10 protein-coding genes and 1 riboswitch are annotated in these 14,498 nt (G+C 69.2%); of the genes, 5 read left to right on the top strand and 5 right to left on the bottom strand.

The window, feature by feature from the left end; genetic code table 11:
* Positions 1 to 85: 85 nt before the first annotated feature.
* The 4 genes from AC2YG9_RS05895 (at position 86) to AC2YG9_RS05880 (ending at position 9,317) form a co-directional block, all read left to right on the top strand.
* Positions 86 to 1,240, top strand: coding sequence for an AI-2E family transporter (locus tag AC2YG9_RS05895; RefSeq protein ID WP_487297017.1), 1,155 nt, complete (start codon positions 86 to 88; stop codon positions 1,238 to 1,240).
* Positions 1,241 to 1,558: 318 nt separating this feature from the next.
* Positions 1,559 to 6,424 (top strand): NAD-glutamate dehydrogenase, encoded by a 4,866-nt coding sequence (locus AC2YG9_RS05890; protein ID WP_487297016.1) that lies wholly within the window; start codon positions 1,559 to 1,561, stop codon positions 6,422 to 6,424.
* 327 nt (positions 6,425 to 6,751) lie between these two features.
* Positions 6,752 to 7,828: a helix-turn-helix transcriptional regulator gene (locus tag AC2YG9_RS05885; protein ID WP_487297015.1), complete on the top strand. Its 1,077-nt coding sequence runs from the start codon at positions 6,752 to 6,754 to the stop codon at positions 7,826 to 7,828.
* A gap of 49 nt (positions 7,829 to 7,877) precedes the next feature.
* Positions 7,878 to 9,317 carry a transglutaminase-like domain-containing protein gene (locus AC2YG9_RS05880; protein ID WP_487297014.1) on the top strand — a complete coding sequence of 480 codons (1,440 nt, stop codon included), beginning with the start codon at positions 7,878 to 7,880 and terminating at the stop codon, positions 9,315 to 9,317.
* Between the two features lie 6 nt (positions 9,318 to 9,323).
* Here AC2YG9_RS05880 and AC2YG9_RS05875 read toward each other — a convergent pair whose 3' ends face one another.
* The 3 genes from AC2YG9_RS05875 to AC2YG9_RS05865 form a co-directional block, all read right to left on the bottom strand.
* Positions 9,324 to 9,779, bottom strand: coding sequence for a hypothetical protein (locus AC2YG9_RS05875; RefSeq protein ID WP_487297013.1), 456 nt, complete (start codon positions 9,777 to 9,779; stop codon positions 9,324 to 9,326).
* A gap of 8 nt (positions 9,780 to 9,787) precedes the next feature.
* Positions 9,788 to 10,234: a hypothetical protein gene (locus AC2YG9_RS05870; RefSeq protein ID WP_487297012.1), complete on the bottom strand. Its 447-nt coding sequence runs from the start codon at positions 10,232 to 10,234 to the stop codon at positions 9,788 to 9,790.
* Positions 10,235 to 10,295: 61 nt separating this feature from the next.
* Positions 10,296 to 11,051 (bottom strand): dienelactone hydrolase family protein, encoded by a 756-nt coding sequence (locus AC2YG9_RS05865; protein ID WP_487297011.1) that lies wholly within the window; start codon positions 11,049 to 11,051, stop codon positions 10,296 to 10,298.
* Between the two features lie 119 nt (positions 11,052 to 11,170).
* Here AC2YG9_RS05865 and AC2YG9_RS05860 point away from each other — a divergent pair, with 119 nt between their 5' ends.
* Complete coding sequence (locus AC2YG9_RS05860; protein ID WP_487297010.1) at positions 11,171 to 12,016, top strand: isocitrate lyase/PEP mutase family protein; 846 nt, start codon at positions 11,171 to 11,173, stop codon at positions 12,014 to 12,016.
* A 250-nt stretch (positions 12,017 to 12,266) separates the two neighbouring features.
* Here the strand turns inward: AC2YG9_RS05860 and purH are convergent, their stop codons facing one another.
* Both purH and AC2YG9_RS05850 read right to left on the bottom strand, forming a co-directional pair.
* On the bottom strand, positions 12,267 to 13,847 hold the full coding sequence (purH, locus tag AC2YG9_RS05855) for a bifunctional phosphoribosylaminoimidazolecarboxamide formyltransferase/IMP cyclohydrolase (RefSeq protein ID WP_487297009.1): 1,581 nt from the start codon (positions 13,845 to 13,847) through the stop codon (positions 12,267 to 12,269).
* Between the two features lie 25 nt (positions 13,848 to 13,872).
* Positions 13,873 to 13,954: riboswitch (ZMP/ZTP riboswitch) on the bottom strand.
* A gap of 37 nt (positions 13,955 to 13,991) precedes the next feature.
* Positions 13,992 to 14,459, bottom strand: coding sequence for a hypothetical protein (locus tag AC2YG9_RS05850; RefSeq protein ID WP_487297008.1), 468 nt, complete (start codon positions 14,457 to 14,459; stop codon positions 13,992 to 13,994).
* Between the last annotated feature and the right edge of the window lie 39 nt (positions 14,460 to 14,498).

The following is a 14,498-nucleotide window of genomic DNA, read 5'->3' as shown; positions in this document are numbered from 1 at the left end:
TTAGCGCGGCCCGGCGACCGCGTCACCGCCATTGACGAACCAACGGCGCGCCCGGACATTCCCCCTGCTCCAACAGGATTAAGTCATGGCCGACGCCCCCAAGCCCTTCTTCGACGGCGTCTCCCGCAACGCGGTCGTCATCCTGGCCGTCATCGCCTCGGGCGCAGCCCTCTGGCTGCTGCGCGGGGTGCTGACCCAGCTGGCTCTGGCCGTCTTTCTGGCGGTGACCATCGACGGCTTCTCTCGGGTGCTGGAGCAGCGGCTGCCGAAGTTCCCCAAGGCCGCGGCCCTGCCGACCGCGGTTGGCCTGACCATCCTGATCCTCATCGGCGTTGTCTGGCTGATCGCCGTGCAGGGCATGGGATTCGCCGACCAGCTGAAGGGCTACGGCCCCCGGCTCGAGGGCCTGCTGGCCAGCACGGCCCACACCCTGGGCATCCAGAATGTCCCCAGCCTCGGTGAGCTGATCCGCCGGGCCAACCCCGGCCAATATGCCGACGACATCGCCAAGCAGACCCAGAGCATCCTGGCGGACACCTTCTTCGTGCTGATCTACCTGGCCTTCATCATCGCCTCCCGGCGCGGTTTCCGGCGGAAGATCGTCGCCATGTTCCCGCACAACGCCGAGCGCGAGGAGGCGGTGATCATCTTCCAGCGCATCCGCAACGGCGTCGAACAGTACCTCTGGGTCCAGACCGTCACCGGCCTGATGATCGCCGCCGGCTCCTTCATCTGCATGCAGGTGGTGGGCCTCGACAACGCGCTGTTCTGGGCCTTCCTGATCTTCCTGGCCTCCTACATCCCGATCATCGGCGGGGTGATCGGGGTCGCCCTGCCGCCGCTGTTCGCCCTGATGCAGTTCCCGACCATCTGGCCGGCGGTGATCATCGCCGTGGTCCTGCAGAGCGTGCAGTTCATCGTCGGCAACGTCATCCAGCCCAAGATGCAGGGCGACAGCCTGAACATCGATCCGGTGGTGGTGCTGCTGTCGCTGGCCTTCTGGGGGCTGATCTGGGGCATGCCCGGCATGTTCCTCTCCACGCCCCTGACGGTCATGGCGATGATCATCCTGGCCCAGTTCAAGGGCAGCCACTGGATCGCCGTGATGCTCTCGGCCAACGGCAACCCGGCCGGCGCCCACGGCCGCCACAACCCGCTGGAAAACCCGCCCGGCAGCGCCTTCCAGCACGAACCCAAGGTGAAAAAAGTTTCATCGAGACAAAAAACACCGGCCCCTTGAACATGTTCAGCGAGCGCCTATCTCTGATCCTGTCCGGGGCTTCCCTCCCCCCTGTAACCCCGGACCAGAGAGGCGCCCTCCCTCCCCCCGAAGGGCCCTCGAATAGTCTCGCCTCCCCCCGCGAGACCAGCGCCGCCGGACCCCCCTCCGGCGGCGCCTTCGTATCTGGATTCCGGTTCGCGCCGTGGCGGGAACGGTCTAAACTCCTGTTCGACATTTCCAGCGATCCAGGGTCGATTTTGAGCGCAAATCGCCGCCGAACAGGCTAAAGCGACCGCCAATTCACCCTCAAACGATAAAATTCTCGGGGAAAACGGGATGAGCAGCGCGAAAACCGACCTGACCGCCAAGGTTGACAACAGTCCGCTGGCGCAGGCCTTCGCAAAGCACCTCAAGACCAAGGCGTTGCTTGAACCCGAGGCCCGCTTCCTGGCCCAGCTGACCGGGGATCTCCAGGCCGAGGAACTGCCGCCTGTCTCCGAGGATGGCCTGGGCGCCATGTTCGCCGACTTCTGGCGCTTCGCCGAGGCCTCCGACGGCCAGGATCCGGCCGTGCGCCTGCGCCGCTGGACCGACCCGGACGGGACCGACCTTGGCCGCGACCTCCTCGAAATCGTCCAGGACGACCGGCCCTTCCTGGTCGACAGCATCATGGGCGTGGTCGCCGAGGCCGGCCTGCCGGTGCGGGCCATGTTCCACCCCATCGCCCAGATCGGCGGCCCCAAGGGAGGCGTCAGGGCCCGCTCCCTGATCCAGGTGCAGATGGATCCGGTCGGCGAGGACCGCGAGGCGGCCCTGATCGAAGCCGTCACCGCCACCCTGGCCGACGTGAAGGTGGCCGTCGCCGACTTCCAGGCGATGAAGCAGGCCATCCGCCGCTCGATCGAGGAGCTGGAAGGCACGACCCCCCAAGGCAAGATATTGGGGGCCGCCGACGCCGACGAGCACGCCGAGCAGCTGGCCTTCCTCAAGTGGCTGGAGAACGAGCGCTTCGTCTTCCTCGGCGCCCGCACCTACGAATACCCGCGCACCCCCGATGGCGGCTACGCGGCCGAAGAACCCCTCTACCAGCCGGAAGGCAGCCTCGGCGTGCTGCGCGACCAGACCCGCGCCGTCCTGCGCCGCGCGTCCGAGCCGGCCATCCTCTCGCAACAGGTGCGCCGCCACCTGGAGACCGGCCCGGCCCTGACCGTGGCCAAGTCCAACCTGCGCTCCAACGTTCACCGCCGCGCCTACATGGACTACGTCGGGATCAAGCGTTACGGCGCCGACGGCCTGCCCAGCGGCGAGGTCCGCTTCGTCGGCCTGTTTACCGCCGACGCCTACGAGACCCCGGCCATCGAGGTGCCGCTGGTCCGCCGCAAGATCCGCCTGGCCCTGAACCACGCCAGCGTCGTACCCGGCAGCCACAACGACAAACGCCTGCGCCACATCATCGAGACCTACCCACGCGACGAGCTGTTCCAACTGCCGGAAAGCGAACTCCTCGAACAGGCGATGGGCATCCTGCACCTGATCGACCGCCCGCGCCTGAAGCTGTTCGTCCGCAAGGACCCCTTCGACCGCTTCATTTCGGTCCTGCTCTACGTGCCGCGCGACCGCTACGACTCCGGCGTGCGCGAGCGGGCCGGCAAGCTGATCGCCCAGGCCTACAACGGCCGCGTCTCGGCCTATTACCCCAGCTTCTCGGACGCGCCCCTGGCCCGCGTCCACTACATCATCGGCGTCACCCCGGGCGGCCACGCCGAGCCGGACCTGGCCGAGCTGGAAGCCGAGATCGCCGAGACGGCCCGCACCTGGGGCGACCGTTTCGACGCCGCCATCCGCGCCTCCGGCCTGCCGACCACTCCGGCCCTGGCCCGCTGGGCCCATGCCTTCAGCGGCGGCTACCGCGACTTCTACGGCGCCGAGGAAGCCCTGGCCGACCTGCACGAGGTCGACGCCATGGGCGATCACGACTTCCGGGTCCGCGCCTTCCGACAGGTCGGCGACAGCGCCCTGCGCTTCCGCTTCAAGCTCTACCATCGCGGCGGCCACGTGCCGCTGGCCGACGTCACGCCGATCCTCGAGCACATGGGCCTGCGCGCCCTCATCGAGGACGCCTTCGAACTGTCGCCGCAGGGTGCGAACGGCGTCGAAACCGTCTGGGTCCACGAGTTCCTGGTCGAGGACCGGGCCGGCGAACACCTGGTCTTCGCCGACGTCCGCGACGCCTTCGAGGAGATGTTCACCGCCGTCTGGAAGGGCCAGACCGAGAGCGACGGCTTCAACCGCCTGGTGCTGGAACTGGGTGTCTCCTGGCGCGAGGCCGCCCTGGTCCGGGCCCTGGCCAAATATCGCCAGCAGTCGGGTCTCGACCCCAGCCAGTCGGTGCAGGAACAGGCCCTCAGCGACAACCCCGGCATCGCCCGGCTGATCCTCGACATGTTCCGGGTCAAGTTCGACCCGGCGGTCAAGGCCGACGTCGCCGCCCGCGAGGTCCAGGCCGGCAAGGTCATGGACGAGGTGGTCGCCGCCCTGCAGGCCGTCGCCAGCCTCGACGCCGACCGCGTGCTGCGCCGCCTGGCCTTGCTGGTCATGGCGCTGAAGCGCACCAACTTCTACCTGCAGGACGAACACGGCGCGCCCAAGCCCTACATCAGCTTCAAGGTCGCCAGCCGCGAGCTGGACGACCTGCCGGCCCCCAAGCCCTACCGCGAGATCTTCGTCTGGAGCCCGATGGTCGAGGGCGTCCACCTGCGCTTCGGCCCCGTCGCCCGCGGCGGCCTGCGCTGGTCCGACCGCCGCGACGACTTCCGCACCGAGGTCCTGGGCCTCGTCAAAGCCCAGCAGGTCAAGAACGCCGTCATCGTCCCCGTCGGCTCCAAGGGCGGCTTCTTCCCCAAGCAACTGCCGCGCGGCGGCACGCCGGACCAGATCCGGGCCGGCGGCATCGCCGCCTACACCGTCTTCCTCTCGGGCCTGCTCGACATCACCGACAACATCGACGCCGACAACGAGGTCGTCCGCCCGGCCGGCGTCATCGCCCATGAGGGCGACGATCCCTACCTCGTCGTCGCCGCCGACAAGGGAACCGCCACCTTCAGCGACATCGCCAACGGCATCGCCATCTCCTACGGCTTCTGGCTGGGTGACGCCTTCGCCTCCGGCGGGTCGGTCGGCTACGATCACAAGGTCATGGGCATCACCGCCCGCGGCGCCTGGGAAGCGGTCAAGCGCCACTTCCGCGAGGCCGGCAAGGACATCCAGAAGGAGCCCTTCACCGTCGTCGGCGTCGGCGACATGTCGGGCGACGTGTTCGGCAACGGCATGCTGCTGAGCAAGCAGATCCGCCTGCTGGCCGCCTTCGACCACCGCCACATCTTCCTCGACCCCGATCCGGACCCGGCCGTCAGCTGGGAAGAACGCGACCGCATGTTCAAGCTGCCGCGCTCGTCCTGGGACGACTACGACAAGGGCAAGATCAGCAAGGGCGGCGGCGTCTTCGCCCGCTCCCTGAAGACCATTCCGATCAGCCCGGAGGTCAAGGCCGCCCTCGACCTGAAGGCCGACGCCGTCAGCCCCAACGAGCTGATGACCGCCATCCTCAAGGCCCGCGCCGAGCTCCTCTACCTTGGCGGCATCGGCACCTATGTGAAGGCCAGGCGCGAGAGCCACGCCGACGCCGGCGACAAGGCCAGCGACGCCATCCGCGTCGACGCTCCGGACCTGCGGGTCAAGGTGGTCGGCGAAGGCGCCAACCTTGGCCTGACGCAAGCCGGTCGCATCGAGTTCGCCCGGGGTGGTGGCCGCATCAACACCGACGCCATCGACAATTCCGCCGGGGTCGACAGCTCCGATCATGAGGTCAACATCAAGATCCTCACCGGCATCGTCGAACGCTCGGGCAAGCTGGACCGTCCGGCCCGCGACGCCCTGCTGGCCTCGATGACCGACGACGTGGCCCACCACGTCCTGGCCCACAACTACGACCAGACCCTGGCCCTGTCGCTCGTGCAGCAGGACGCGGCCGTCGAGATCGACAACCACGCCCGCTTCATCGCCGAGCTGGAATCCGACGGCAAACTCGACCGCCGCGTCGAGGGCCTGCCCGACCCGCTCGCCCTGCAGGACCTGGCGAAAGCGGGCCAGGGCCTGACCCGGCCGGAACTGGCGGTGCTGCTGGCCTATGGCAAGCTCGACCTGTTCAGCGACATGATCGCCACCAAGGGGCCCGACGATCCGGCCTTCCGCGCCATCCTGCAGCGCTACTTCCCGGGTGGCGTCCAGCAATACGCCGAAGAGATGGACCGCCACCGCCTGCGCCGCGAGATCATCGCCACGGTGATGAGCAACGAGATCGTCAACCGCTGCGGCCCGACCTTCGCCAGCCGGCTGAAGGCGTCGGCCAGCGCCGATGACGCCGCCCTGATGGTCGGCTTCGAGGCCGGCCGCCGGATCATCGGCTTCGACACCCTGTGGGAAGACGTCGAGGCCCTCGACGGCAAGGCGTCCGCCCAGGGCCAGATGTCCCTGTTCCGGGCGCTCAGCCATGTGCTGCGCAGCCAGACCTTCTGGATGGCCCGCCGCGCCAAGGCCGGCGACAGCGTCCAGGCCCTGGTCGACCGCTACCGCCCGGCCATGGCCGAGTTGGCGGCCCTGACCCCCGCCATCCTCTCGCCCTTCGAGCAGAAGGCGGTCGCCAAGCGGGCCAAGAGCTTTGCCGTGGACGGAGCCCCGGAGGCCCTGGCCACCGCCGTGGCCGCCCTGCAGCCCCTGACCACGGCCGCCGACCTGATCGACCTGGCCGCGGCCAGCAGCTGGCCGGCCGTCAACGCCGCCCGCGTCTACCACCAGGTCGGCGCGGCCTTCTTCTTCGACAAGCTGCGCGCCGCGGCCGGCGAGAAGCGCGGCGGCGACCACTATGAGCGGATGGCCGTGCGCCGGCTGATCGAGGACATGCTGGCCGAGCAGACGGCGGTGACCCGCGCGGTCATGGCCTTCGCCGCCAACCCCCAGGCGGGCGAGACCAGCGAACAGGCCGCCCAGACGGTCAAGTCCTGGGCCGCCATGCACCAGGGACCGGGACGCGCGGTGCGCCGCACGGTCGAGGAGATCGAACACGCCGGCGGCGGCTGGACCTTCGCCAAGCTGACCATCGCCAACGCGGCGCTGCGGGAGCTGGCCGAGGACGCGGCGAAGTAGGCAGCAAGGGCGCTGGCGTTCCAAGCTCTCCCCCCGTGAAGCGGGGGGAGGACCGCTTTGGAGTGAAACGACAAAGCAGGAGGGGGGAACCCCTGTATCAGGAGGAACCTCCCGACCGCCGGTGGGGCCCGCCTCCTGATTTCTCGCCAAGGCTCGAAATCTGTCCTCCCCCCACTTCGCGGGGGGAGAGCTTGAACCCCGCCGCCAGCGCCCCCATTCACAACCTGTACATACCGCCCATTTTGGCCGAAATCCCGTTATCTTTCTTGACGTTATGGGACTGGCGCGACAACGATTGCTCAGTTTGAGTGTTTCTCTGGAGCAGGCTTGTCCGCCCTCGACGACATTTATGCCGCCATCGAGGACGATGCCGCGTTGCAGATGCTGCCGGACTCCATCGCCCGGGCCTGCGGCGCGCGGTCCGGGTCGATCCAGGTCGGTGATCCCGACGGCGGCTGGCATATGGCGGCGGTGTCCTGGTTCTCTCCCGACCAGATGCGGACCTACGGCGAGGTCGCCGCGCTCGACCCCTGGCCGCCGGCCGGCATCGCCGCCAGCCGCCACCGGTTGGCCACCGGGCTCGACGAACTGGTGCCGCCGGACACCCTGGTCAACACCGAGTTCTACCAGCGCTTCATCGCCTCGCACGGTGACGACACCGCCCGCTGCATGGGGGCCATGCGCGCCGCCCCGCACGGCCTGATGGTTGCTGTCCACAGGCCGCTGGGCGGTCCCACCTTCGACGCCGCCGATGAGGCGGTCATGGCCGATATCTTCGGCCACACCGAGCGGGTGCTGCGCCTGCGCCGCCTGCTCGACCAGGCCGGCAAGCGGGTGCGCGAGCTGGAATCCCTGCTGACGGTCAGCGGCGTCGCCGTCGCCATGGTCGGCCGCGACCTGAAGGTCCGCGCCGCTTCGGTCGGCTTCCTGGCGCTGTGCGAGGCCCGCGACGGTCTGGCCGTTCGCCAGGACCGGCTGCTCCTGGCCGATGGCGAGGCCCAGGGCCGGTTGTCGGCCCTGGTCTCCGATGTCCTCGACCGGGTGGCCGTGCCCAGCACCGCCTTCCAGGCCCGGCGTCCCTCGCTCCAGAGACCCTATCGTATGCTGGCGCTGCCGGCCGGCCCGGCCGGGGCCGACGGGGTGATGCTGGTCGTCGACGATCCGGCCGCCGCCAGCCGCAGCCAGCTCGACTGGCTGGTCAGTCTCTATCGCCTCAGCCCGGCCGAGACCGCCATTGTCGCCGGCCTGATGGCCGGGCGCACCCTGGACGAGGTGGCGGCGGCGCGCGGCTCCTCGGTGATGACCGTCCGCACCCAGCTGCGCCAGGTGCTGGCCAAGACCGACACCAACCGCCAGTCGGAGCTGATGGCGCTGATGGCCCGCCTGCCGAGGCCCCTGGCCTGACAGGCGAAAGAGATGGACTTCGCCGTCCCTGGCGGGCGAACCTCATCCCGTGAAACCGTTCCTGCTTGGCCTCCTCTGCCTGCTCACCCTGACCGCTGCCGGCCCGGCGCCGGAGGCTAGCTGGTATGTGATCATGGCCGACAACGGCGCGCGGATCGGCCACGCCAGCCAGATCTCGGCCCAGACCCCGACCGGCCGCGAAACGGTGCAGGACCAGGAGGTCGTGCTGCAGGAAAAGGGCAGCGCCGTCAGCCGGGTGACCACCCGCACCGTCACCACCGAGGACGCCGCCGGCGCCGTGCGCTCCATCGTCCACAGCAACAGGTCGGGCTCGGGCCTGACGCGCCATGAGGCGGTCATCTCCGGCGACCGGGCCGTGATCACCCGCCAGACCGCGTCGGGCAAGCACACCGCCACCGTCGCCCTGCCGCCGACCCTGCGCTTCGACGGCGGCGACGCCCTGCTCAAGGCCTGGGCTCCGGGCCGCACCCCGACCGTCGAGTTCGACAGCCTCGATGTCGATGGCATGATGATCGATCACGTGGTCATCGAGGCCGCGCCGCCCGGCGCCCCCGCCCTGGATGTCCCGCCCGGCGGATACGCCGCCCTGCGCAAACGCTACGAGAACGGCCAGCTGCAGAGCATCGCCCGGCTGACCCTGGGCGCCGACCGCCGCATCGTCGCCGTCTCCCAGCCGATGTTCGGCACGACCATCACCCTCAAGACCAGCACCCGCGAGGCCGCCCTGGCGCCGCATCCGCCCTATCAGGTGATCGGCCGGGTGATGACCAAGTCGCTGTTCCGCGTCCTGCCGGCGGCCAAGCGCGGTCACATCCGCTACCGCTTCGGCTTCAGGGACGGCATCCAGTTCCCCATGCCCCAGACCGGCGAGCAGAAGGCCACGGCCGGCGCCGGCTTCACCGTCATCGACCTGTGCGAGACCTGCGGTCCCGGCCTGCCGACCGATGCCGCCTACCTGGCGCAGGCCCGCCTGCCGACCGCCTGGCTGCAGAGCGACCATCGCAAGCTGAGGGCCATGGCCGCTCCGATCGCCCGCATGAAGATCTCCGACACACGCAAGATGCAGATGCTGCTGGTCAAGGCCCGGCCCTATCTCGGCCGCATCGATTTCGTCGGCCACTACTCGGCGCTCGACGCCCTCAATCGCCGGGCCGGCGACTGCACCGAGGCGGCCGTCATCCTGGCGGCGCTCGGCCGGGCGGCGGGCATTCCCACCAAGGTGGCCAACGGCCTGGTCTACTCCAGAGAGAAGTACCACGGCGTCAGCAACGCCTTCCTGCCGCACAGCTGGACCCTGGCCTGGGTCGACGGCGAATGGCGCAGCTTCGACCTGGCGCTGGACGACTTCGACGCCACCCACCTGGCCATCAGCGTCGGCGACGGCGACAGCCGCAGCCTGGCCGCCGCCAGCCAGCTGGGCAGCCTGCTGGTCTGGCAGGACATGAAGGAAGTGCGCCCCCGGCCCTGAGGACCGTCAGCCGCCGGAGCGGACGGGCGCGGTGTCGGCGGCGTCGGCCTGCTCCACGGCCTCGTCCTCATAGACCACCGGCAGGTCGGCCATGGCCGCGTCGGCCGGGTCCTCGACGAACTCGATATTGGCCAGGTCCATCAGCCCGCCGACCTCGCCGCTGTCGGCATAGTCGATGCTGTCGACGTCCTGGGCCGCGCCGGTCACATCCTGCGCAGCCGCCGCCATCGGGACCGCCGTCACCGCCAGGGCCACCGCCGCCGCCGCCAGAACGGGGCGGAACCGGTAGGAGACGCAGACCTCGCCCGAACAGCTGGCCAGGAAGGCCATCCGCTCGGCGTCGCTCATCGCCGTCAGGTCATGCACCTGGCGTTTGCACATCCGGCAATTGTCGCCGTCCATCACGGCGGACAGGTTGGCCTTGTAGGGGCAGGGGCTCTGGATTCTCGGGAAGATGGCCATCGGCGCCGCTAGCGCTGCGCCGGCTGCGGCGCGTCCTTGGGATCGGCCTCTGACTCGGCCGAAGCGTCGTCCTCATAGACGACCGGCAGCTCGGCCATGGCCTGGTCGGCGGCCTCCTCGACATACTCGACGTTGGCCGGGTCGTGGATGCCGCCGACGATGATCTCCGCATAGATCTCGTCCTCGGCGACCGGGGCCGGCTCCTGGGCCGCCGCCGCCATCGGCAGGGCCGTCATGGCCGTGGCCAGCACCGCCGCGGCGATCACGGGACGGAAGTTGTAGGAGACGCAGACCTCTCCCGAACAGCTCTTCATGAAGGCGACGCGCCCGGCGTCATCCATGCCATTCAGGTCGACGACCTGGCGCTTGCAGACGCGGCAGCTGTCGCCGTCCATGATCTGCGCCAGCTGGTCCTTGTAGGGGCAGGGGCTCTGAACCTTCGGGAAAATGGCCATCGATCTGTCCTCCGACCGCGATCTTGCGCCAGTTCTGCGAAAAGTCGACTCCCGACGCCGACTAAACGCAGGCGCGCAGGAAACCGCCGAACCGCGCCAGGTTCTCCCGGGTCAGGGCCTCGTCCCGCTGCATGGGCGAGAGGTTGAGCAGCATCTCGCCCGGCTGGTCGAAGGCATGGGTGCCCTCGACCATGATCGTCTCGACCTCGCAACCCCCGGCCCGGGCCCTGGCATAGGCGGCCTCATGCAGCCTGGGCGCACCCAGGTGATCGCGCCGGGCGATGACGCCCATCACCTTCGGCCGGTAGCGCCAGTCACGCTTGGCCCCCCGGGTGCCGAAGTTGACATAGGGATAGCTCAGGAAGGCGCCCTTGACCCCGTCCAGCAGGCCGGGACCGGCGCCGCCGATGCGGGCCTCGGTCTCGCTGACCAGGGGCATGGTCATCAGATCCATGATCGCCCAGCCGCCGTGGCTCCAGCCGGCCAGGACGATGCGGCTGGCATCGACGTCGGCCCGCTGGCTCATGCCGTAGAGGGTGGCCAGCACGTCGCCGGCCCGCTCGAAGCCCCAGAACCGCGTGCCGCTGCAGACGAAGGTCAGGCCGTAGGTCCGGCTCCAGCCGCGGGGGGCGAAACTGTCGACGATCACCGAGCGCCAGCCGGCCTGCGTCGCCGCGGCGGCGTAGTCGTCCAGATGCGCCTGCACCCCACCGCAGCCGTGGAACAGCAGGGCGACCGGCCGCCTGTCCGTATCGGCCGGGCCGTGCATGGCCGCGTGCGGTTCAAGCTTGGCCCAGCGGGCTTCGAGCGTATCCATGGGCGCAGCCTATGACAGGCGCGCGCCCGATTGCAAGTGATCATTCACTCACATTTCCGGCCCACCTTGAAGTTCTGTATTTGTTCTCATAGGGTTCAGGCGAAGACGAGGGACCGACCATGACCAGCCAGGCCGCCGCCGCCCGCACCCTTCTGGCCCTGCACCGCGCTCCGGCCGGCTTCATTGTGCCCAACGCCTGGGACGCCGGCAGCGCCGTGGTCCTGGCCGCCGCCGGCTTTCCGGCCATCGCAACGACCAGCGCCGGCATCGCCTTCTCGCTCGGCAAGCCCGACTACGGGCTGGCCAACCGCGACCGCGCCGTCACCCGCGAAGAGATGATCGCCCGCATCGCCCAGGTCGTCGCCGCCTCCCCCGTGCCGGTCACCGCCGACCTCGAGGCCGGCTTCGGCGATGATCCCGAGACGGTTGCGCAGACCATCCGCCTGGCCATCGAGGCCGGGGCGGCCGGCGGCAATATCGAGGATGTCGGCGCCAACCCGAACGCCCTGATCGACGAGGGCCTGGCCGTCGAGCGCATCGCCGCCGCCCGCGCCGCCGGCGGCGATCATTTCGTGCTCAACGCCCGCACCGACGGGGCCATGATGCCGGAGGCCGGCGGCCTGGCCGAGGCCATCGCCCGGGGAAACCGCTACCTGGCGGCGGGGGCGGACTGCGTCTTCGTGCCCGGGGTCGGGGACCTCGCCTCGGCCCGCACCCTGGTCGCCGAACTGAACGGCCCGCTCAACCTCGTCGCCGGTCTGACACCCATGGAAGGCGGCCTGCGCACCCTGCTCGACGCCGGGGTCCAGCGCATCAGCGTCGGCGGCTCCATCGCCCGGGCGGCGCTGGGCCTCGTCCGCCGCGCCGCCGAGGAATTGAGGCGCGAGGGGACCTTCACCTACGCCCAGGGACAGATTCCGCAGGGCGAGTTGAACGCGCTTTTCGCGGCGAATTCAAAGGCCTGAGCGACGCCTCCGGAATATGTCTAGACATATTCATCGGAAATTCGCGCCCGATTGGCCGCTTGCGTCCTGTCGCCCGCGCCAGCCATGGGTGACAGGGTGGTCTCGGAGTGGTGCTCCGCGACCTTGGCGGTGGTCGAAAGTCGCTTTCTGGTGGGTTGAAAGCCATTGAAAAGGCGGATGTTTTTCCCGGGAACACCCGCCTGGACGCAGAAAACCCCTGCTATAATGGTTTGCCGCTTCGATAGGCGGCCTAGTGCCGGAACACCCGCGTCCCGGTGAAGACCATGGCGATCCCCGCCGCATCGGCCGCCGCGATGACCTCGGCGTCGCGCATCGAGCCGCCGGGCTGGATCACCGCCGTCGCCCCCGCTTCCGCCGCCTGGATCAGGCCGTCGGCGAACGGGAAGAAGGCTTCTGAGGCGCAGGCGCTGCCGGTCAGGTCGAGGCCGAAGTCGGCGGCGCGGATGGCCGCGATGCGGGCGCTGTCCTTGCGGTTCATCTGGCCGGCCCCGACGCCCAGGGTCTGGCCGCCACGGGCGAAGACGATGGCGTTGGACTTCACGTGCTTGGCGACGGTGAAGGCGAACAGCATGTCGCGCACTTCCTCGTCGGTAGGCGCGCGCTTGGTGACGACCTTGAGATCCGCCGCCGTCAGCCGGGCGGTGTCGCGCGACTGGACCAGGAAGCCGCCCGAAACCGAGCGGAACACCTCGCCCGTCGAGAAGGCGTCGGGCATGGCGCCGGTGACAAGCAGGCGCAGGTTCTTCTTGGCCTCGAACACGGCCACCGCGTCGTCATCGGCCTCCGGCGCGATGACCACCTCGGTGAAGGTCTCACAGACCTGTTCGGCGGTGACGCGGTCCAGCCGCCGGTTGACCGCCACGATGCCGCCGAAGGCCGAGACCGGATCACAGGCCAGGGCCCGGGCGTAGGCTTGCCTGAGGTCGGCGCCCAGGCCGACGCCGCACGGGTTGGCGTGCTTGACGATGATACAGGCGGGTTCGTCGAACTCGGCGGCCAGCTCGAAGGCGGCGTCGGTGTCGGCGATGTTGTTGTAGCTGAGTTCCTTGCCCTGCAGTTGGCGGGCGTTGGCCACGCCCGGCCGCTGCTCGCCGGTGACGTAGAAGGCCGCCGACTGATGGGGGTTCTCGCCATAGCGCAGGGTCTGGCGCAGTTCGCCGCCGATGGCCCGCCGGGCCGGGGCGGTGACTTCCAGTTGCCTGGCGAACCAGCCGCTGATGGCCGCGTCATAGGTCGCGGTGCGGGCAAACGCCCGGGCCGCCAGGTCTTTCCGAAGCGCCAGCGTCGTGCCGCCGGCCTTCAGCGCCTCAACGACCCGGGCCATGTCTTCCGGGGCGGTGCAGACGGCGACGTAGCCATGGTTCTTGGCCGCCGAGCGGATCATCGCCGGCCCGCCGATGTCGATGTTCTCGACGCAGGTTTCGAAGTCGCCGCCGGCCGCCACCGTGGCCTCGAACGGATAGAGGTTCACATAGAGGATATCGATGCCGCCGATGCCGTGCTCGTCCATCGCCGCCGTGTGGCTCGCCGCCCCGCGCACGCCCAGCAGGCCGCCGTGGACGATGGGGTGCAGGGTCTTGACCCGCCCGTCCATCATCTCCGGAAAGCCGGTCAGGTCGGCCACGTCCTTGACCGGCAGCCCGGCCGCCGCGATGGCCGACTTGGTGCCGCCGGTCGAAACCAGTTCGACGCCGAGGTCGTGCAGGGCCTTCGCCGTCTCGATCAGCCCGGTCTTGTCGGACACGGAGATCAGAGCGCGCCTGGCGACGACGGTATCGGGCGAGGGCGGGAAATCGGGGGCGGCGGGCATGGCGGACTCCGGCTGGAAAGCTGTGAGGTCTCGCCCAGGCGCGCGGCAGATGGCGTCGTCAGCTCCCCGGTGGTGATCCACCTGATGCGCCAGTCGCTGAGACGAGGCGGCTCATACAGGAAAGGGGAGGGAGTCGCTAGGCGGCTAGTCGCGCTGGTTCAGGTAGGCGCTGCATTGATGCATGCCGTCGAAGAAGCGAAGCCCGGCCGGCCGTTGGCCCGTCGCGTTGTCGACAACATCCACCCTGCAGCCCTCTTTGGTTGCGCTCAGACTGACGGCGTAGGTGTGACTCCGATCAGCCCGGAAGCCTACGTAGGCTTTGCATTCCTTGCTGGAGTTGCCGGCCACCGCTTCGACGAACAGCCGGACGTCGCCCGGCACGGTCAGCGAACTCTTGCTGGAGGTCAACAGGCCGAACCCTGCATACTTCTCGTGCCGACAGGTGGGCTCGTAATAGAGGTTGTATCCGGAATCGAGCGCCCGGGACTTCGTGTTGCCGTCCATGTAAGTCCGCACGAAGTCCAGACGGACGAACTGCGGGCTCATCTTGGGTTCGGCGAAGCCCAGGCAGGTCAGGGCAGCCAGGCCGCCCACGGCGATTTGCCAACGCATCAGATTGCCCCCCGGGACGAAGCCCTGCTCTGGCCTGAT

The organism is Caulobacter sp. SRI_014 (assembly GCF_057586315.1).
The sequence above is the reverse complement of the archived record's forward strand: the minus strand, read 5'-3'. Positions and strand labels throughout refer to the sequence as shown.

Coding starts and splice junctions, on each gene's coding strand:
- AC2YG9_RS05895 (WP_487297017.1), top strand. CDS start 86: ATGGCCGACGCCCCCAAGCCCTTCTTCGACGGCGTCTCCCGCAACGCG.
- AC2YG9_RS05890 (WP_487297016.1), top strand. CDS start 1,559: ATGAGCAGCGCGAAAACCGACCTGACCGCCAAGGTTGACAACAGTCCG.
- AC2YG9_RS05875 (WP_487297013.1), bottom strand. CDS start 9,779: ATGGCCATCTTCCCGAGAATCCAGAGCCCCTGCCCCTACAAGGCCAAC.
- AC2YG9_RS05870 (WP_487297012.1), bottom strand. CDS start 10,234: ATGGCCATTTTCCCGAAGGTTCAGAGCCCCTGCCCCTACAAGGACCAG.
- AC2YG9_RS05865 (WP_487297011.1), bottom strand. CDS start 11,051: ATGGATACGCTCGAAGCCCGCTGGGCCAAGCTTGAACCGCACGCGGCC.
- AC2YG9_RS05860 (WP_487297010.1), top strand. CDS start 11,171: ATGACCAGCCAGGCCGCCGCCGCCCGCACCCTTCTGGCCCTGCACCGC.
- purH (WP_487297009.1), bottom strand. CDS start 13,847: ATGCCCGCCGCCCCCGATTTCCCGCCCTCGCCCGATACCGTCGTCGCC.
- AC2YG9_RS05850 (WP_487297008.1), bottom strand. CDS start 14,459: ATGCGTTGGCAAATCGCCGTGGGCGGCCTGGCTGCCCTGACCTGCCTG.